The sequence below is a fragment of the Arenibacter hampyeongensis genome, from assembly GCF_002909255.1.
Classification (GTDB): domain Bacteria; phylum Bacteroidota; class Bacteroidia; order Flavobacteriales; family Flavobacteriaceae; genus Arenibacter; species Arenibacter hampyeongensis.
This window is the reverse complement of the sequence record NZ_PIOB01000001.1, coordinates 467,196-487,805: the sequence shown is the minus strand read 5'-3', so window position 1 is coordinate 487,805 and position 20,610 is coordinate 467,196. Positions and strand designations below refer to the sequence as shown.

Sequence of the window (20,610 nt, the reverse complement as noted above, 5' to 3'; positions counted from 1 at the left end):
CCAAAAAAAGGAGCAGCCAAAACATAAAGCTTTGGCTGCCATTAACAAACTAACTAAAACTACTATTTTTTAGTACCCGGGATTTTGAAGCAAATTATCATTTAAACCCGTCTGGGATGTAGGTAGAGGGAATAAGTAATTATCTCTGGTAAAGTTACGAATAGAAGATGGCTGTACTATGAGACATCTTCTTTCGCCAACACCTGTTGTGGTGGTTGCTTCTCCAAAACCATAGGCAGCCGGATTATATAAGGCCGTGTTTCCTTCATATGCAGTACCCTCTATAACTGCGCCGTAAATGGTTTCACCTAATTCTTCTTCGGCAATGCCCCATCTTTTTAAATCGTTAAATCTTGTTGCGCTTTCCGCATAAAGTTCAATGGTACGTTCTCTACGAATTTCTGTACCTATATCCATGCCGTTAGCCGTTAAGAAAACATTGCTTATAGGCGGTAATCCAGCCCTAGCTTTAACTAAATTGATAGATTCATTCATTTCAGCGTCAGTTAAACTTCCGTTTAACTCGTACAAAGCTTCAGCATACATTAAATACACTTCTGCCAGTCGTAAAAAAGGCATATCATAGGCTTCAGTCGTTGTGGCTCTATAAGCAATATCGGTTCCCCAGTTCCAACTCATGAACTTAGAATTGAAGTAGCCGAAATTATTTGTTCCATTTAAAAGCACGTCTCCAGTTTCAGGAATCTCACCAAGATTTTTATGATAGGTAAAATAAGCCCTCATTCTTAAATCCCTGTTTTGGAACTCATCCTCCGTATTTGCATATCCCATAAATTTTAATGACTGATCTATTGGTAGTCCGTCATCACATAAAAACATATCCATCATCTTTCTACTGGGTTTTACTCTTCCTTCAAAAACGTGACTTACTAGTGTGCCAGCTTGTCTAAAAGTAAAATCGTATTTATTATAAAAAATGAACTCTTTATTTGACGCCTTGTCCAATCCACCTGGATTGGATCCACCATCTTCCAGGTTAAATAAGAAATTTGAACTCAAATTATCAAGAACATCGTTATTATTCCAAAGCTCATAACCGCCTTGATCCATAACCGTTTTCGTTAAAGTGGCAACTTCCTGTAAATAAGTATTTATTTTACCTGTATCGTATCCAGCACTTCCAGCTCCAGTACTTAAGCCATCACCATCCGTACTGTCACCAACATATTTCATCCAAGTTGCTTCATGTAATAAAACTTCCGCTTTAAATGCCATGGCAGCCCATTTACTAATCTTACCTTTATCAGAAGAACTAATTTCCTGTTCTGTAGGTAACCCGGCTATAGCATCATCCAGATCTGCTAAAATTTGGGCAACCACTTCATATCTACTATTGCGCGGTCCATATAATTCTTCAGAATCAACATCTAGAGGTTCGGTTACCAAAGTAACACCTCCAAAACGTTGTACCAAAAAGAAATACTGCCAAGCCCTATGAAATTTAGTTGCTGCCACATATTCTCCTATGCTTCCTTCTCCATCATAAGCTTCAGCTCTTGCAAGTAAAAGGTTCATGTCTCTAATAGCCGAATAAGCATTGGAATAATAAGCATCGGTCTCCGGTGCCTGGGTGTCTCCCCTACTATATTCCTGCATCCCACCGTCTTCAGTATAACCGACCAAATCGGAACCGTGATCTGCATAAATACCTTGGTCTCCCCACCCTATTAGGTTAGTATAAAACCTGTTGGAGCCCGTTAAAAAATGCTCAGCTTCCGTATAATAAACTTCGTCCGTTATTGATGCTGGTGGTGTTAAATCTATAAATTCGTCTGCACATGATGCAAAGAGTACCATAATACATGGTAAAACTTTATATATTACTTTTTTCATTTGAATGTTTTTTAATTTAAATATTAAATAGCTACAATACCTTACAGCGACACTTTTAAACCCAAGGCCCATGTACGCATGAATGGATATGCACTGTTATTTGAACTACGCTGAAATTCAGGGTCATAACCATCTTTTACGCTTGTAGACTCAAACAAATCATTTCCTGAAAAATAAATACGTACTGTATTAATGGGTGTATTTCCTATTTGTAATCCTTTAAAATTATAGCCCACAATAAGGGATTTTAATCTAACATATCTATTATTTTGTAAAATATGGTCCTTACTTCTATAGTTCCAAGCAGATAGCCCGCGTTGGGTAGTTAACCTAGGAAACTCTGCATTGCGGTTATCCTCAGTCCATGTTCTGCCTAACCATGTATTGGATTGGTTCTGCCATTCTGCCTGAAAAGGTTGTGCAAAATAACCTTCCCTATATATTTGATGATCTAGAGCGCCTTGAAAAAATGCACTTACATCAAAATTCTTGTATTTTATATCAAAATTTAGTCCGTAAACATAATGGGGAGCAGCATCTCCTTGGTACGTTAAATCATCATTATCAAGACTCCCATCACCATTGGAATCTACAACAATCATATCTCCAGGACGCAAAGCATCGTTTGAGCTTTGTGATGGCAATATGCCTCCTGGGTCAAGACTTGCATAATAGGCGTCAACTTGGGCCTGAGAATCAAAATAACCATCCGTTTCCCATAAATAAAACGAGTTAATTGGTTTTCCTAAAATGTTTCTAGATCTATCTGTATCATTTAGGTTTTCAAAAATTGTTTGAGCTCCATCATATTCTGTAATTTCATTTCTAGAATCACTCATATTTGCACTTATAGTGAAGTCCAAATCACCAACTTTACCCTGCCAACCTAACATTGCTTCCCAACCTTTGGTCTCTAAAGTACCTATATTGGTAAATGGAGTTGCCGTTCCAAGCACATCTGGCGTAATCCCTCTAACGAGCATCCCTACATTATCTTTTTGATAAAGGTCCAATGAACCGAATACCTTGTTATTAAATAATCTAAAGTCCAAACCAATTTCTTTTGAAACAATACGTTCCCATGTTGTAGTACTACTAAATAAACTACTGGCTCTTGAAGTTGCTTGTTGATTTGCATTTGTTTCGCCAAAAACAGTAGTACCAAAGCCAACTGTTGATAAATACCCAAAATTACCAATACCGGAAGTACTACCTAATTCACCATAACCACCTCTTATTTTTAAAAATGATACGACATCACTGTCTTTAAGAAATTCTTCCGCACTTAAGACCCAACCGCCGGATACACTGCCGTAGTTAGACCATTTAGCGCCATCTGCAAACCTTGAAGATCCATCCCTTCTGCCTTGGAATTCCAATAGATATTTCCCTTTATAATCATAATTTATACGTCCGATATAACCAAAAAATCCCCATGTGTTACCTCCTCCAGAGGTTGTCACAAGTTGATCTGTGGCTCCTAAATTTAAATCGTACACACCATAATCAACAAAGCCATTTCTCCTAACATTGTACTCATTTAGTTCATTTTTCTCTCCTTCTATGGCTAATAATCCAGAAATATTATGGTCACCAAAGCTATCTGTGTAATTTAAAGCCCCTTTATAGTTCTTATAGGTAATGTTACCGTCATTGTTATCTGGCCCAGTTCCTTCCTGGATATAACTTGTATTATTTATATTATTGGAGAATCCTCCGTCCCAACTATAAAGAGGAACTGAAACCGCATATGCTTGATATTCGCTGTTTTGCCTACTTATGGCATAAGATCCCGTAAAATTTAAATTGTCCGTAAATTTATAGGTTGCCTGTGCAGCTATTTTAAACTGCTCAACAGCTTTATTTTCTCGGCCTCCATCTTTAACTTGCGCTATTGCGTTTCTATCACCTGTAATATTAACACCACCAAAATTGGCGTAATATTGTCCATCAGGGTTATAGGTAGGGAATAAAGGTGCATCCCATGTAGCTGCTTCCCTGGCCAAACCAGACGTTGGTCCTGAAAACTTATTATGTAAATAATTGATATTGGTATTTAAACTTAGCTTATCACTAATATCAACACCATAATTTATGGAGAAATTATATCTATCGGCACTATCATCCGCTACTTTCAAACCACCGACATTTTCATCATAGCCTGCTGAAATACGGAAATTACTTTTTTCAGTACCTCCGGATACACTTATATTGTGCTGGCTAGAGTAAGAGTTGCCAAACATTTCATCAAATCTAGGAGCATTACCCAACCATATATTTCCATTTATAGGTAAATCATAATATCCTTCCTCTCCTGAAGCGATTCTGTCTACAGTTTCAAGGTCATTCCAAAAGAAATAACGTGGTGGTTTTCCAGAAGCTAAATCTTCACGAGCTGCAGCTGCAAATAGTTGTCCATATTGAGACATCGTTGGTGATGGTGGACGAATCCCTATGGTACCCATACGGGTTATGGTACTAATATCGACCTTAACATCTCCTTTTCCTTTTTTAGTGGTTACCAAAATTACCCCACCAGCGGCACGAGAACCGTATACAGATGCAGAACCACCTTTTAAAACACTTATGCTTTCAATATCATTTGGGTTCATATCATTAAAAGAGGATGAATTTATTGCCGGAATACCATCTATAACAATAAGAGGATCTATTCCATTTATAGAAGAGGCACCTCTAATAAGAAAATTAACACCTTCGTCTCCTGGTCTTGAAGATGTACGAGTAACAACCAGACCAGGAGTTCTACCCTGTAGTGCCAAAGCTGGACTACCTACTGCCAAATCTTCAAAAGCTTCAGCTTTAACCTGTTCAATAGAACCAGTTAGCGTTTCCTTTTTTGCCGAACCATAACCTACTACCACTACCTCATCAAGAGCACTTACATCGGTATCCAATGATATGTTTATTACCCTATTGGACCCTACCACAATTTCTTTGGTAGCATAACCCATGGAGGAAAACACAAGTACACTATTGCCCGAGGGAACGGTAATTGCGTAATTTCCATCAAAATCGGAGGTAGTACCACTATTGGTACCCTTTACTATTACATTGACCGCCGGAATTGGCATCCCGTCTTCGGAACTGGTCACCGTACCGGTGATAGTCAACTCCTGATCCATTTCCAATTCTAAAATTGGCACTCCCAAAACACTATTTGTGCCGGCTGCCATTAACCCAGTTGATCCACCGAGCAATAACCCTACTATTACCATAAATCCGGTAACGTACTTTAAACTAAATTGTTTGTTTTTTTCCGTAATCATAAAAGTTTCATTTAAATGGTTGTTTATTGGTTAATTGTGAATGAATTTGCCAACAATTTAATACCACGTTCTTGGCGTTAATATTTGTTAAGGCAATGTTAAAAAGAATTCTAGGTCCAAGGTTTAAATTATGATTCAAAGGGTATAAATTATCACTCCTTTACCGCCTAAAATGGCAAAATCATTACCCTGAAGCGTTCATTAGTGTAAAATCACCCCCATTTCTGTAATTTAAAAGTGTCCCCAAAATCAACCTTTGATCAGCATTTAAAAATGCACTTAACAAATCACATATTGTACCCCAGTACCAATAGTGTGGATTTTATTGGTGTTCCCGAAGAATCTTTAGGATTGGAAAACTTATATTTTAAGCCGTATTTAAGGATACTGAATATTGGTAAGTAAATGGAAGAATAATTCTTTAATCTTGTAGAAAGGCCCACCTAGCGGACAAATAGGTGCATAAGGAATCATAATTTATACCCTTTGAACCATACTTTATGCTTCCTTAATAAAACTCTAACTAAAATTGTAATACAGGAAAGTCCAGTTTTATTATGAACTCAACACTGTAGAAATAATATGCCTTAAACAACGGAATTTTGCTTTTTGCACCATTAGTTACTGCCAAAGAAAAATGAAATACGAGGCTTCCAACTATGGAGAAATTTAAACTTTATTATATGAGAGTTTTTGTATTTGTTTTGGGGATATGTTGCCTGATAGTAACATCGTGCAAATCTACCCCCAATTCCGTGAAGGTGGTTGACAAGTCCCGACCCAACATTATTGTACTGCTTTGCGACGATCTAGGTTATGGAGACCTTGCCTCCTATGGCCACCCCGTTATTAAAACACCCAACCTTGATAAATTGGCCGAGACTGGAATAAAGCTTACCAATTTTTATTCCGCCGCTCCTGTATGTTCCCCTTCAAGGGTAGGGTTATTAACGGGTAGAAGCCCGAATAGGGCAGGCTTGTACGATTTTATTGTTGGCGGTCATAAGGAAAGTGACGATTTAAAGGATCTGGTTCATTTGCAAGCCGATGAGGAAACCATTCCACAGCTACTTAATTCTGCTGGATATAGCACTTGTTTGGTAGGTAAGTGGCACGGCAGTTCTTTGTTCAATTCCGAAGAACAGCCACAACCGGACCACTTTGGTTTCCAGCACTGGTTTGCTACCCATAACAATGCATCTCCCAGTCATAAAGATCCAAAGAACTTTGTCCGTAATGGGGCCCAGGTGGGCAAATTGGAAGGATTTAGCAGTCAGCTTATCGTTGATGAGGCTAAACATTGGCTCGACAAAAAAGAGGGAGACAATCCTTTCTTTCTGGAGGTTGCCTTTCATGAGCCCCACGAACCTATCGCATCACCGGAAGCCTTGGTAGAAAAATACCTTGAATTTACTGATACGGTTGAAGAAGCGGAATATTTCGCAAACGTGGAAAACGTAGATATTGCTGTAGGCAGATTAATGGCCTATTTAAAAAATAATGGCTTGGATAAAAACACCCTTGTAGTATTTACTTCGGACAACGGCCCTGAAACCCTGTTGAGGTATAACCGGGCAAAACGTTCCTATGGTTCCCCCGGCAATTTAAAAGGAATGAAATTATGGACCAGCGAAGCCGGTTTTCGAGTACCCTGTATTATAAATTGGTTGGGCAAAGAGACCTATATCGGAACTTCGGATGCAGTAGTGTCCGCTTTGGATTTTCTACCCACTTTTTCGGAATTGGCCAGAGCCGGTTTACCAAAGAAGGAATTGAATGGTCAATCGATCACATCATTTTTAAACACGGGAACTGTTGCACGAAGCAAACCCTTGCTATGGGGTTTTTACAATGCACTCAACCAACATGTAATCGCCATGCGCAGTGGTGATTGGAAAATAATGGCCCGACTAAAGAACGAAGATGGGTATCTCCCTAAAATCCTAAATATACATCGCGGCAACGAGGCTTTGGTGAAAAATGCCACACTTACCGATTTTGTCCTGTATAACCTAAAGCAAGATATCGCGGAAACGCAGGACCTTTCAACAAAACATCCTGAGGTTCTTGAACGGCTGAAAAAAGAGCTTCGCCAGGAATATAAGGCCCTTTTAAACGATAGTCACATTTGGGAAAGGAAGCAGGACAGCAAATAAAATATATGAGAAATAAAATTTTTGTTTTTGCGACAATCGTCTTCCTATGTAATTGTGATTGGGCATTTGCACAATTCCTTTTTCCCGATTCCATAGAAAGGGCGCATCCCCGAATGTTGGTCCCGCATTTAAACAAGGACAACATCCTACAGAAAATTGAAAATTCAGAAGAAATTAAGTCGGCCTATACGGCATTTAAAAGTGGACTAATAAAGTATGTGGACCAATATAAGAAGAATCCGGAGTGGTTGTCTTCCCGTTTTCAAATGTATTGGAAATCGCATGCCACCGATGTGTTCGTGGAGGGGGAATTATATTCCCACGCCACAGGTCGTGCCCCGGTACCTACTGTAAGGTTTACAGGGCAGAGAGATTATGTTACGGCCTATAAATCTCCCGAGCTACAGGATATAAAACCCTATTTGGAGGACGAAAGAGGCTTGTATTTACAAAACAAAAATACAAATGATTGGGAATGGGTGCCCCCATCCAAAACGGGAAGGATCATAGAAAACACCAATGAGAACATCATGAAAATAGCCCGCAATGCGGCCATCGTGTACTTTATTGAACGCGATGAAGATTATGCCCAATTAGCGGCCCATCTCTTTGATGTGTACATGCAGGGGTTGTATTACAGGAAAGAGGTTGTAGATCTTCAGCATGGGAATGTACAGCGAATCATTGGTCTCACATCTTTCCAGGTCATCAAAGAAAACATTGTAGACGAACTGGCGGAAACCTATGGATTTCTCTATGAATATATTCAGGAGAAGAAAAAGCCTATGGTTTCCATATATACGGGGTCTCTAAAAAAATTGGCTGAAATAATCATAAAAAATGGGGTTCCCGATAATAACTGGAACCTCCATCAGGCAAATTTTGTAATACAACTGGCCCTGGCTTTGAATGATGATAAGGATTATGAAGACGGTAAGGGCTGTCAATACTACTTGCATCGCGTATTTAACGAGACAGAAGCCAGACAATGGTCGGTTGCCGATGTTTTGGCCTATGGTTACGATCAGGATAATGGAGTTTGGAATGAAAGTGCCGGCTATGCCTTAAGTGTTGCCAAAGGCTATACCCATATGGCAAGGATAATCCAAGAAGCCGTTGGGGTAGATATTATTCCGGCCATGTCAATAATTCCAAAAGCAGTGGAGGTCATGCCACAATATTTGTTCCCCAACAAACATATAGTGGCCTTTGGCGACTCGCACTATGGAACCTTGGAATCAGAACCCATTATAGATCTAGTGGCCAATGCCCAAATGTTTGGTAAATCCCAGCAAGAGGAAAAATTTACTGCCTTGATGTATATGCTCAACGGCAAGCAGGACTTGCTGAAGGAAAAAAGGAGAAAAGATCCGTTTTTTGATTTTCTATTTAATACGGAAGTATTGCTGGATACGGGCATCGCCGCTGCAAAGCAAGATGATTTTATGACCCAAACCTTTTATGCTCCTAATGTTAGTTGGCTGGCCATGCGAAACGGCCACGACGCCGAACACGGCCTAATGATATCCCAGGTAGCATCCTTGGGCAACCATGCGCACTCCAACGGTATGGCCATGGAACTTTATGGCAAAGGCTATATCCTGGGACCTGAAGGCGGTAGGGGCTCCAGTTATTTTCAGCCCGACTATCGCGAATACTATTCCCAATTTCCTGCCCACAACACGGTTTCCGTAAATGGAAAATCGCAATACGAAAAAATGCGGAGCTATTACCCCTTTCAGGTGAATGACCTATACCCAAAGAGCGAAAGGAAAACAGGGTACTACCCTTATATCGGCTTTTCCAATCTTTATTTCAACGAACCCAGTACCAAATCTGATCAAAACCGGGTAATGGCTATTGTTAGGACAGGGGAGAAGACGGGCTACTATATTGATATTTTCAGATCTAGAACCAAAGCCAATAATGCTGATTATCACGACTATTTCTACCATAATTTGGGGCAAGAATTACACTTCACAACAGCAGATAATCAACCAATAACATTAAAGCCATCATCAAAATTAAACTCAAAATTGGGCAACATAAAAGCATATGATTATTTGTTTGATGAGTCATCCACAAGAATAGATAGTCCGTTTAAGGCAACATACAATTTATCTATCAACGAGGAGAACATAAAGATGAATATGTGGATGAACGGGAATGAAAACCGCGAACTTTTTAAGGTAAAATCGCCCCATTCCGAGGCCTTCAGAAACATACTTCCAGAAAAAATAGAGAAAGCACCCTTGCTGACCACCGTGCTTAGGCAATATGGCGAAGCTTGGAAAAGTCCTTTTGTTGCCGTTTTCGAGCCTTCTACTACCAAAGAACCAGCAACCATCAAAGCGGTAAAACCTTTTGCTGTCTCTAATGATAAGCCAAATTTTGTAGGACTACAAATCGATAGTAAAACAGATAGAACGGATTATGTGTTTTCTTCCGAGGTCTATGATTCGTATCAACATAAATCAATTGAATTTACAGGAACTTTTGGGGTGTTGACCCAAGATGGCAATTCGGCAACACTTTTTATTGGGGCTGGAAAAGAAATGGGTTTTGATGGTTATACCATTGAAATACTAGGGAAAAACTCGAGCTCGGCCACCTTGGTTACAGGGCAGCAATTAAAGTTAACTTGTAACGACGCACTTTTATTGACCGTACCCGATAATTATAAAGAAGGCGAAGTGGTTCTAAATTTCGGTTTTAAAGAGTTGCGAGGCGGAAGAAGGAATATAAACGGTGAAAAAGTAGTACAGTTTAAAGTACCACCAACAAATTTTCAAAATATTTCAATTGAACTAAAACAATAAATTAATGAACCTATTTTTAAAAAAGTGTAGGGTAGCACTCTTGCTATTATTAAGTTTCAGTAGTTGTAAACAAACAGAAGTCATTGCATTGACCTCACCGGACGGAACTAAAAAAATAGAGTTCTTGGACAATCAAAATCAAAACGACCTTACTTTTTCGGTTTATTATGATAATAAGAAAATTATTCAAACCTCAGTTTTGGAATTACTTTCAGAAGAATTGCATTTTATAGGAAAAGTCTCTGTAGAAAAAATAGAACATACTTCGGAAAACGCTATTTGGAATTCAAGGTTTAATGAATTGAGTACCATTCCAAATCATTACAATCAAACAAAAATACATTTAAGACAGGGTGAGGCGAAAGTCAATATAATAGCAAGAGCTTACGATGAAGGGATAGCTTTCGCTTATGAAATTCCTGAGCAAAAGGGATTGGAAGAAATAGGTTTAAGTGAAAATGTTCACTACAATTTTTCTGAAGATTTTCCGGTTTGGTCCACCCCAAAACGTGAAAAAGGAGTACTTACGGCGCAAGGGGAATACAGAAAAATTCCCATAACGGATTTACAAGAAGGGGCAGACCGTCCATTGTTGATTGAAATTGGTGATAGTGTAAAAATTGCCTTAGCGGAAGCAGGATTGGTAGATTATGGCCGATTGAGTTTTAATAAAGGCAAGTCATCCAAATACAGTATAGTGTCTTCGCCTGATGGTAAAACAGGGGAGCAAAAACAAGACACCATAACGGGAGCTGTGATTGGCGAAAGTAAAATTGAAGGCGCTATGGTGCATAAAAAGCTACCTTTTCAATCACCATGGCGTGTAGTCATGATCGGCAGTAGTTATGGACAATTACTTGAAAATAATTATATAATTCAAAATTTAAATCCTCCTACGGAAATTGAAGACGAATCATGGATTACCCCTGGAAAGGTACTTCGTGAAAGCACCTTAACCACTCAAGGCGGTTTCGCAGCCATCGATTTTGTAGCCAGCCATAATATGCAATATGTGCATTTTGATGCCGGTTGGTATGGCAACGAGATGGACAATGCTTCCGATGCCACAACGGTTACTTTAGACCCCAAACGTTCCAAAGGTCCTTTTGATATTGTTGCTATTTGTAAGTACGCCAAAGAAAACGGCGTTAAGGTTATGCTATATGTAAACCGTAGAGCTTTGGAAAAACAATTGGACGAGATATTACCATTGTTTAAAGAATGGGGCGTTTCCGGGATTAAATTTGGTTTTGTGCGGGTGGGAGACCAAGATGCAACTACCTGGATGCATGAAGCCATAAAAAAAGCGGCCGAGTTTGAAATGGTTGTAGATGTGCACGATGAATATAGACCCACGGGATTTTCTAGAACCTATCCCAACCTGCTGACCCAAGAAGGTATTCGCGGCGACGAGGAAACCGTACCCAATGAACATACGTTAATTACTATGTTTACCAGAATGTTGGCAGGAGCAGCCGATAACACGGTGTGCTATTTTAATACACGTGTCGATAAAATGGGCTCGCACGCATCTCAATTAGCGAAAACGGTATGCATTTTTAGTCCGCTGCAGTTTTTATACTGGTACGATAAAGCTCCGGCAGCCCCGGTTAAAGACGATGGGCTTTGGGGCGATACCAAGACTATTGGAAATGAGCCGGAGTTGGAGTTCTTCAATAATGTGCCAACCACTTGGGACGAAACAAAGGTATTTCAAGCTGAAATTGGAGAAATTGGTGTGATAGCCCGGAGAAAAGGAAACGATTGGTTTGTGGGAGGCATCAATGGCAAAACCGCACGGCAAGTAGAACTGAATTTTTCATTTTTAGAGTCTGGTACTACATATGAAGCCAAAGTGTATACAGATGATGAAGCGGTTAAAACCAGAACTCAAGTTAAAATTGAAGAAATTGAAGTCACAAACAGTTCAAAATTAAACATAGACCTGAAAAGCAACAATGGTTTTGTTGTACATATCACTAAGTTATAATCAAAATTAACCCGATGAGTAAAATATCCCACTTGAAATTGCTGTCCCTTTTGCAAGCAATAGGAATGGTTTCTTTAAAGTCAAAAAAAATGGCGTAAGTACAAAAAAAGAGCAGGTAGTTTCCCAAAAAGGGTCACTGTTTTGTAAATAGGGGCGAAATGGCCATAAAGTTTATCAAAGGACCCCATAAAGAATCATAATTTATACCCTTTGAACTATATTTTATGTTATCCAATTCACATTCTGGCTAATCTTGTACTAGATGTTTATGTGCATGTCCCCAACAGCTAATAATGTAAAAAACGAGAACCTCGGATGATTGCACTCCATGGAACCAAGATTCTAGAAATAGAACAAAGACGATGAAATATATGAAATTAAGCATTGGAACAATATTGATAAAGGGCTATTTGTTGGTAGCTATGGTAGCCGTTTCCTGTAATAATCCAACTGAAAAAGAAAAATTGACTTTACAGGTCACAAATGGGCTCAATATTCCCCGAACCGAAGTGGTTTCATTATCCACCCAAAAATTGAAAAATTTTCTGGAAAACGAAAAAAAGGAACACCTTAGAATACGTAAAGAAGATTCCAATGACTATCAGAGAACCCAATGGATCGATTACGATCAAGATGGCACTGAGGATGAATTATTGTTTGAGGCCGAAGTGGCTGCCAATTCAGTATCCAAATACATAATTACCTTGGATAGTACCAAAATGGTCCCAGAATCTGATGTTGTTGCATATTCACGATTGGTACCTGAGCGGACGGACGATTATACCTGGGAAAACGACAAAGTGGCCTTCCGCACCTACGGCCCAGCTGGTCAGAAAGAGGCTTTGGAAGGTGTACCGGGCAGTACGCTTTCCAGTGGAATTGATCTTTGGCTAAAACGAACCAAACAGTCAGTAATTAATAAGTGGTATTCCGAACACTTAAAAACACCCGGTTACTACCACATAGATCACGGAGAAGGATACGACCCCTACCATGTGGGCGCAAGTCGGGGTACGGGAGGAATCGGCATCTATAAAAACGACAGCCTATATGTTTCCCAAAATTTTACCGAAGCCAGGACCATAGCAGATGGCCCTCTTCGTACAGTATTTGAACTGGATTATGCCCCTTGGAGCGAATATGGCCTGAGGGAAACCAAAAGAATAAGTTTGGACCTAGGAAGCAACTTTTCAAAATTTGAAATTGTTTTATCACCTGAAAAAGAAGTCCCCAATATTGCAATAGGCGTCACTCTTCATGAAAACGAAGGGGAAGCCAAACTCAACCAAAAGGAGGGTTGGTTCCGTTATTGGGAGACCATGGACGGCACCTATTTGGGCGAAGGTATTGTAATTGACACTTCGGTCGTAGATACAGCCTTTGTGCGCGAAAGCAAAATAACAGATCAAAGCAATTTGTTGGTCATCGCCAAACCCAAAGGTAGTTTGACTTATTATGCTGGGTTTTCCTGGGCAAAAAGCGGACAGATTTCAAACGTTGAAGACTGGGATAACATACTCTCACAACAAGCCAAAATTATTGCCAACCCTTTAGAAGTATTAATAAAAGAATAATCAAACAAAAATAATCCCAATAAAAACAATTGGCAAATCAATATCATAAGGTAATGCCCCAATGGGTAACACCTATCAACTGAACATCACAAATGACTAACCATTAAATAATGACAAATAAATTACAAGTTTTAGCTTCCTTATTTTTAATATCCCTTGCTATTGGCTGCGGCAATAAAAAACCTCAAAAAAGCAATTTCCCCAGTTTTGATATAGATGGGCAACTGGCATATTGCGAGCATCAGGCCACCAAGACCTTAAAACTTATTCCAAACGATAACAAGAGTATTCCGAGAAATATCGCCCCAGAAAGTCAGGAATGGCGTTTTATCAATTATAAAGACTGGACAAGCGGATTTTGGCCAGGAACCCTGTGGTATCTATATGAAAATACCAATGATGCAAAATGGAAAGAACAAGCTGACGCCTTCAGTAGGTATCTTACCCCTCTTTCGGTTACTCCCGCCCTGGACCATGATCTAGGCTTTCAGGTCTTCAACAGTTTTGGAAACGGATACAGGCTAACCGGAAATCCTGAATACAAGGAAATTATACTTAAAACCGCGGACACCTTGGCTACTTTGTTCAATCCAAAAGTAGGTACCATCCTTTCTTGGCCCCGTGAGGTACCCAATATGGAATGGCCACAGCACAATACCATTATGGACAACATGATCAACTTGGAACTCTTGTTCTGGGCGTCAAAAAATGGAGGGGATAAATCCCTTTATGATATTGCAGTGAGCCATGCCGATGTAACTATGAAAAATCATTTTAGACCAGATTACACTTCGTATCATGTAGTAGTATACGACCGGGAAACGGGGGAAAAAATTAAAGGGGTTACACATCAAGGATATGCCGACGATAGTATGTGGGCCCGTGGACAAGGATGGGCCATTTATGGGTATACCATGGTATACAGAGAAACGGGTGATGCCAAGTATCTGGATTATGCGCATAAGACTGCCAAAGTATATTTGGAACGTCTACCTAATGATTTTATTCCCTATTGGGATTTTAATGCGCCCAACATCCCCAACGAACCAAGGGATGCCTCGGCTGCGGCATTGGTTTCATCAGCGCTTTTGGAACTTTCTACATTTACAAAAGATAAACTATTAGCTAAAAATTACATGGACAAAGCAGAAAAAATGCTTGCAGAACTATCCCAAAACTATCAAAGCGGAGATGCCAATTCTGCCTTTTTACTGCATTCCACAGGCCATAAACCCAATGGCAGTGAAATTGACTATTCCATCAACTACGCAGATTACTATTACGTGGAAGCATTGCTAAGGTTAAAAAAGCTTAAGGCAGGTATTCCTTTGACCAAACCTCTACCAACCACTATCAAACAAAAAGATTAAAGTTCAAAACCAAACATATGAACAATAAACTATTGTATACTGCCTTTGTGGTGGCCATGGCCGGTTTTCTATTTGGTTTTGATACCGTTGTTATTTCCGGTGCCGACCAACAATTACAGAATTTATGGAAAACATCTGATTTGTTTCATGGTACCTTTGTGATGTCAATGGCCCTATGGGGAACCGTAATCGGTGCCATATTTGCTCACATACCCTGCAACGGGCTCGGGAGAAAAAAAACCCTGTTCTGGATTGGGGTACTTTATCTAATATCCGCTTTGGGTTCCGGGCTTGCATCCGACCCCTATACTTTCTCCTTCTTCCGATTTTTGGGAGGCCTAGGAGTAGGGGCCTCTACAGTGGCAGCACCCACCTATGTTTCTGAGATTGCTCCTGCTAAAAATCGGGGAAAACTGGTAGTGCTTTACCAATTAAACATTGTTTTGGGCATCTTGATCGCCTTTATTTCCAATTATTTATTGAAAGATGTAGGAATACAGCCGTGGCGATGGATGGTAGGAATAGAAGCTCTACCGGCATTAATTTATGTTATAGCCATTAGCCGCATTCCCGAAAGTCCGAGATGGCTTTTGGATAAAAAAGGGGATGTGGAAAAGGCAAAGGAAAAATATCTGGAGCTCACAGGTACGGAAATGGACCTTGCCTTGTGGTCAACACCCGAGCATAAACAAAACCCGAAAAAACCTCTCTTTGATAAAAAATACCGATTTCCCTTACTCTTGGCCTTTTTTATCGCTTTTTTCAACCAACTCTCGGGCATAAATGCTTTCCTATACTATGCCCCTAGAATATTTGAATCTGCTGGTCTGGAATCCAGTGCCTCCTTATTGAGCAGTATTGGAATTGGTGTAACCAATTTGGTATTTACCCTTTTAGGCCTTTACTTAATAGACAGATTAGGTAGAAAAACACTGATGTATATTGGCTCATTTGGATATATTGTTTCCTTATCCCTGGTTGCCATGGCCTTTTTATTGGATTGGGAAGGAATAATGGTCCCCATTTTCCTATTTCTGTTTATAGCCGCCCACGCCATTGGCCAAGGCTCCGTAATTTGGGTGTTCATATCAGAGATATTTCCAACAGAAGTAAGGGCTCAAGGGCAGTCGTTTGGAAGTTCCACCCATTGGGTCCTAGCTGCCTTAATAACCCTTTTTATGCCTTTGGCCATGGCAGGTCTTTCCAGTCCCGGATATGTGTTCTTGTTTTTTGCAGCCATGATGGTGCTACAATTATTGTTCGTGATTTTCATGATGCCGGAAACCAAAGGAAAAACCTTGGAAGAACTACAGGAAACTATACTGAAATAATACATAAAATTAAACCGTTGAAAATGAAATCCTTAAAAAAATCTATAGTCGTTATCCTAATATTTATGACAGCACTTAACACGGGCTATTCCCAGAATACATCCCACATAAAAAAATTATCGGATGACGAACGGATGGAATGGTGGCGTGATGCCAAATTTGGATTGTTCATTCACTGGGGAGCATACTCCATAATAGGTGGTGAACGCGGAGAGCGAATTGCCGGGGGCGGTGCGGAATGGGCAATGGACAAATTGGATTTTACCATTGAAGAGTATGAAAAATTTCCAAAAATGTTCGATCCCCAATTATTCAACGCGGATGATTGGGTAAAAATGGCCAAGGATGCGGGCATGAAGTATATTGTAATTACCTCCAAACACCATGATGGCTTTTGTCTTTGGGATTCAGAAGTTACAGACTATGATATCATGGACACCGCTCCAATTAAACGTGATATTATTAAAGAGTTGGCCGAAGCGTCAAGAAAACAAGGTATTAAATTCGGAGTGTACCATTCTATCGTAGATTGGCACCATCCCCAGGCACAGGGAAATCTATTCCCCAATTACAATGCGGGTCAAAAAGACCAGACTGTGGTAAATCCCGAATTTCCGGAATATTACAAAAACTATCTAAAACCACAGGTAAAAGAATTGTTGACCAATTATGGGGATATAGACGTGGTTTGGTTTGATGGGGATTGGATTGCCGATTATACCACTGAAATGGGCAAGGAGATGTATAGTTACATTAGGGAGTTACAGCCTAACACCATTATCAATAATAGGGTCGACAAAGGTAGAAAGGGAATGGAAGGTATGGATATGGAAGGCAATTTTGCTGGGGATTTTGGTACTCCTGAACAAGAAATCCCGGCTACAGGAATCGACTCAGATTGGGAAGCTTGTATGACCATGAACGGTACTTGGGGATATAAACCGGACGACACCAAGTGGAAAAGCAGTGAAGACCTTATTCAAAAATTGGTAGATATTGTTTCTAAAGGCGGTAATTTTTTATTGAATATAGGTCCCGATGGATTTGGTAGGTTTCCCGCACAAAGTATTAGAAGGTTAAAGGCCATGGGGGATTGGACCGATGCCAACGGAAATGCAATTTATGGCGCCACGGCCAGTCCGTACGATATGCCCGAATGGGGCAGATATACTAAAAAGGATGGGGTTGTCTATGCCCATGTTTTTGATTGGCCTGAGGATGGCCAATTGGTTATCAATAAAAACATTAAATTAAAAAAGGCTACTTTATTGCTGGCACCCCAAACCGAAATCAGTTCCAACAAAATAGCTAATGGTACTGTGCTACAACTGCCAAAAGAAGCACCGGACCAATCGGTAAGCGTAATTAAATTGGAATTGCGATAAACCGATATTATCTATGTGGCATTATTAATTATATATTACTATAAACATTAGAACTAGCATGTTTAAAAAAACTTATAGCGCAATTACATATTCAGCAAAATCATATGTTCTTGCATTCGGTTTATGTCTGCTATCTTCTTTGACCAAGGCACAAGATAGTTCTGAAATTCCCTTGCCAACCAATTTGGAACAAGGGTATCCACGGCTGTATATCACGGAATCCGGGAAAAAAGATCTACAAAAAACCATCCAAAAAGAGCAGTGGGCAAAGGAGGTTTTACAGGGCATTCATGAGCGTCTAGACAAGCATGTAGAACGCCATATTGCAGATCCAGAGTGGATGGTTTCCCGCCTACAAATGCACTGGAAAACCAAGGCGACCAACATTTATGTTAAAGGTATTCATTATTCCCACGCCGATGGCGAGGCCCCGGTTCCCACGGTTCGCTTTGTGGGGTCCAGGGATTATACCACACCCTATGGTAAACCAAAATTGGAAGATATTTTGCCATATATGGATGACCCCAGAGGGTTGTATTTGCCGAACCGTTCCAAAGAAGGCAACCCTTTTGAATGGGCGGAACCGTCTAAAACGGGACGAATAGTATATTCCATTAACGAAGAGATAATTGGCCTTGCCCGTGATGCCGCCTTCGTTTATTGGCTGGAAAATGAAAAGGAATATGCCAAATTTTCATTCGATATTTTTCATACTTATATGGAAGGCATGTCGTATAGAAGCGAACCTATCGACTTGCTCAACGGCCACATTCAAACCTTGATCGGATTTACCAATTTTCAGGTGATCCATGAGAATGTGCTTATCGATATAGCCGAACTATATGATTTTTTACACCCTTATATCGAAGAAAATTATCCACAGCACATTGCTAAGTACGATACCACCATCAAGCGATGGACGGATCAAATCATTAAAAATGGCGTACCACAAAACAACTGGAACCTACATCAAGCCAAAATTATTCTTAAAGCGGCAATGGTATTGCAGGATAATAAGTATTATGAGGACAAAAAAGGGCGGGAATATTACATCGATTATATTTTAAATGTCACCTCGGCCCGCCAATGGTCACTAACTAAATTTATGGATTATGGCTATGACAAAACCAATGGCGTTTGGGCAGAATGTCCAGGCTATTCCATAGGAGTTACCAAGGATCTCACAAATTTTATAGAGGATTTTAACAACACTTTCAACCACAACATCCTGCCTTATATGCCGGTAATGGAAAAGGCCATTAAAATGTTACCGCAATATTTATTTCCCAACGGGCACACGGTAGCATTTGGGGATAGCTATTATGGCCCATTAAGCCCGGAACCCATAAGCGACATGATTCGTATCGCCCAGAAAAACAATAATAAAGAGCTTGAGGAAGACTTTACCCCTTTGTATGGCTTGTTCGCGGATGGTGAACAGACCGAACAAAACAGACAACCCAGGGCAGATATCAAATCATTCTTTGCTAGTAAGCCATTATCCTTAAATTCAAAGTACCAAAAAGGCGTTCTAGATGATTACATCACCCAAACCTTTTACGCCCCCAATGTAAGTTGGCATGTACAACGTATGGGCAATGGTAAAAATGGCATGATGGCTTCTTTGAACGCCTCATTGGGCAACCATATGCATGCCAACGGAATAAACTTGGAACTGTACGGAAAGGGTTTTGTACAAGGTGCCGACCCCGGAAAAGGCGCAGGATATCTACAACCAATTTATTTAGAGTATTACTCGCAGTTTCCAGCTCATAATACGGTGATGGTCGATGGCGTATCATCCTATACCGAAATGTTGAGTTACCATGCTTTTGATCTCATGGGGCAATACCCAAAATCCGGACAAAAAGAAGGTTATTATCCGGACATTACCTATTCTGATGTTTATTTTTTGGAGCCTGAAACCCGTAGTGACCAATCCCGTTTGGTGAGTATTGTAAAAACTGGAGAAGAAACGGGCTATTATATAGATATTTTCCGTTCGAAAAAACAGCGCAAGGGTGATAAATTCCACGATTATTATTACCACAATCTGGGGCAGAGCATGAAAATCATGGATGCCGATGGGAGTTCGTTGGAACTTGCTCCAAGTGAAGAAATGGCTTTTGCTGGTGGCCACTTGTATGCCTTGGATTATATGTGGGATAAAAAATCGGTAAAGCTAGAAGATGATTATCAGGCGGAATGGAAGATAGATATGCCGGAAGGGCAAGATGATGTTTTTATGAATTTATGGATGAAAGGAACAGAAGGCCGTGAAGTGTTCTCCATCAAATCACCTCCCAACAAAGCTTTTAAGGGAGACCATGGCTTGCCCTATGACGTTGACAAGGCACCCTATTTAACCTTTGCAGCAAGACAACATGGGCCGGCTTGGGAATATCCATTCGTTTCTGTTTACGAACCTTTTACCTCGACCGAAGGAAAAAGCATAAGGCAGATTATAAGTTTTGAAGACGAAAATGGAAATACGGAATTTGTGGGTCTTAACATTACCCATAAATCGGGCCGTGAAGATTTGGTTTTTTCTTCAGCCAACCATCAAAATGTAAAATACAAAGAGGTAACAACCGATGCCACATATGCATTGATAGCCAACGAAAAGAACGGGGATTGGGTAATTTTTATAGGTAATGGAAAAGATGTTACTGCCAAAGGATACACTATTTCAGCTCCTGAAGTAACTAATGTGGTGTTGGAGTTTAAAGAAGGTCAACTTCAATTACATAACGAAGTAGCTGTGACTATCACACACAAAAATTCAGTAAAGAAATTCAATGCCGGGGCATTGCGTAATATTGTTTTGGAATAAATTATAAAAAT

10 protein-coding genes are annotated in these 20,610 nt (G+C 40.0%); 8 read left to right on the top strand and 2 right to left on the bottom strand.

From position 1 onward, the window contains the following. Positions 1-69 precede the first annotated feature (69 nt). Positions 70-1,854, bottom strand: a complete 1,785-nt coding sequence (locus CWD91_RS01940) for a RagB/SusD family nutrient uptake outer membrane protein (protein ID WP_103439254.1) — start codon at positions 1,852-1,854, stop codon at positions 70-72. Positions 1,855-1,895: 41 nt separating this feature from the next. Continuing rightward, complete coding sequence (locus CWD91_RS01935; RefSeq protein ID WP_103439253.1) at positions 1,896-5,141, bottom strand: SusC/RagA family TonB-linked outer membrane protein; 3,246 nt, start codon at positions 5,139-5,141, stop codon at positions 1,896-1,898. 683 nt (positions 5,142-5,824) lie between these two features. Here CWD91_RS01935 and CWD91_RS01930 point away from each other — a divergent pair. From CWD91_RS01930 to CWD91_RS01895, 8 genes are all read left to right on the top strand, one after another. Further along, positions 5,825-7,297, top strand: coding sequence for a sulfatase-like hydrolase/transferase (locus tag CWD91_RS01930; protein WP_103439252.1), 1,473 nt, complete (start codon positions 5,825-5,827; stop codon positions 7,295-7,297). Between the two features lie 5 nt (positions 7,298-7,302). Next, positions 7,303-10,116: a heparinase II/III domain-containing protein gene (locus CWD91_RS01925; RefSeq protein WP_103439251.1), complete on the top strand. Its 2,814-nt coding sequence runs from the start codon at positions 7,303-7,305 to the stop codon at positions 10,114-10,116. Positions 10,117-10,120: 4 nt separating this feature from the next. Beyond that, positions 10,121-12,106 carry a glycoside hydrolase family 97 protein gene (locus CWD91_RS01920; protein ID WP_103439250.1) on the top strand — a complete coding sequence of 662 codons (1,986 nt, stop codon included), beginning with the start codon at positions 10,121-10,123 and terminating at the stop codon, positions 12,104-12,106. A gap of 371 nt (positions 12,107-12,477) precedes the next feature. Continuing rightward, positions 12,478-13,680 (top strand): DUF4861 family protein, encoded by a 1,203-nt coding sequence (locus CWD91_RS01915; RefSeq protein ID WP_103439249.1) that lies wholly within the window; start codon positions 12,478-12,480, stop codon positions 13,678-13,680. Positions 13,681-13,790: 110 nt separating this feature from the next. Further along, entirely contained in the window at positions 13,791-15,050 is a 1,260-nt protein-coding gene (locus CWD91_RS01910; protein ID WP_103439248.1) for a glycoside hydrolase family 88 protein, read from the top strand. 17 nt (positions 15,051-15,067) lie between these two features. Then, positions 15,068-16,381, top strand: a complete 1,314-nt coding sequence (locus CWD91_RS01905) for a sugar porter family MFS transporter (RefSeq protein WP_103439247.1) — start codon at positions 15,068-15,070, stop codon at positions 16,379-16,381. A 23-nt stretch (positions 16,382-16,404) separates the two neighbouring features. After that, positions 16,405-17,766 (top strand): alpha-L-fucosidase, encoded by a 1,362-nt coding sequence (locus CWD91_RS01900; RefSeq protein WP_205164588.1) that lies wholly within the window; start codon positions 16,405-16,407, stop codon positions 17,764-17,766. A gap of 58 nt (positions 17,767-17,824) precedes the next feature. Next, a complete protein-coding gene (locus tag CWD91_RS01895; protein ID WP_157943698.1) occupies positions 17,825-20,599 on the top strand; it encodes a heparinase II/III family protein in 2,775 nt (924 codons plus the stop codon). Positions 20,600-20,610 lie beyond the last annotated feature (11 nt).

Bases quoted from the DNA above. Each gene is read 5' to 3' on its own strand.
- CWD91_RS01940 (WP_103439254.1), bottom strand. From the start codon at position 1,854: ATGAAAAAAGTAATATATAAAGTTTTACCATGTATTATGGTACTCTTT.
- CWD91_RS01935 (WP_103439253.1), bottom strand. From the start codon at position 5,141: ATGATTACGGAAAAAAACAAACAATTTAGTTTAAAGTACGTTACCGGA.
- CWD91_RS01930 (WP_103439252.1), top strand. From the start codon at position 5,825: ATGAGAGTTTTTGTATTTGTTTTGGGGATATGTTGCCTGATAGTAACA.
- CWD91_RS01925 (WP_103439251.1), top strand. From the start codon at position 7,303: ATGAGAAATAAAATTTTTGTTTTTGCGACAATCGTCTTCCTATGTAAT.
- CWD91_RS01920 (WP_103439250.1), top strand. From the start codon at position 10,121: ATGAACCTATTTTTAAAAAAGTGTAGGGTAGCACTCTTGCTATTATTA.
- CWD91_RS01915 (WP_103439249.1), top strand. From the start codon at position 12,478: ATGAAATTAAGCATTGGAACAATATTGATAAAGGGCTATTTGTTGGTA.
- CWD91_RS01910 (WP_103439248.1), top strand. From the start codon at position 13,791: ATGACAAATAAATTACAAGTTTTAGCTTCCTTATTTTTAATATCCCTT.
- CWD91_RS01905 (WP_103439247.1), top strand. From the start codon at position 15,068: ATGAACAATAAACTATTGTATACTGCCTTTGTGGTGGCCATGGCCGGT.
- CWD91_RS01900 (WP_205164588.1), top strand. From the start codon at position 16,405: ATGAAATCCTTAAAAAAATCTATAGTCGTTATCCTAATATTTATGACA.
- CWD91_RS01895 (WP_157943698.1), top strand. From the start codon at position 17,825: ATGTTTAAAAAAACTTATAGCGCAATTACATATTCAGCAAAATCATAT.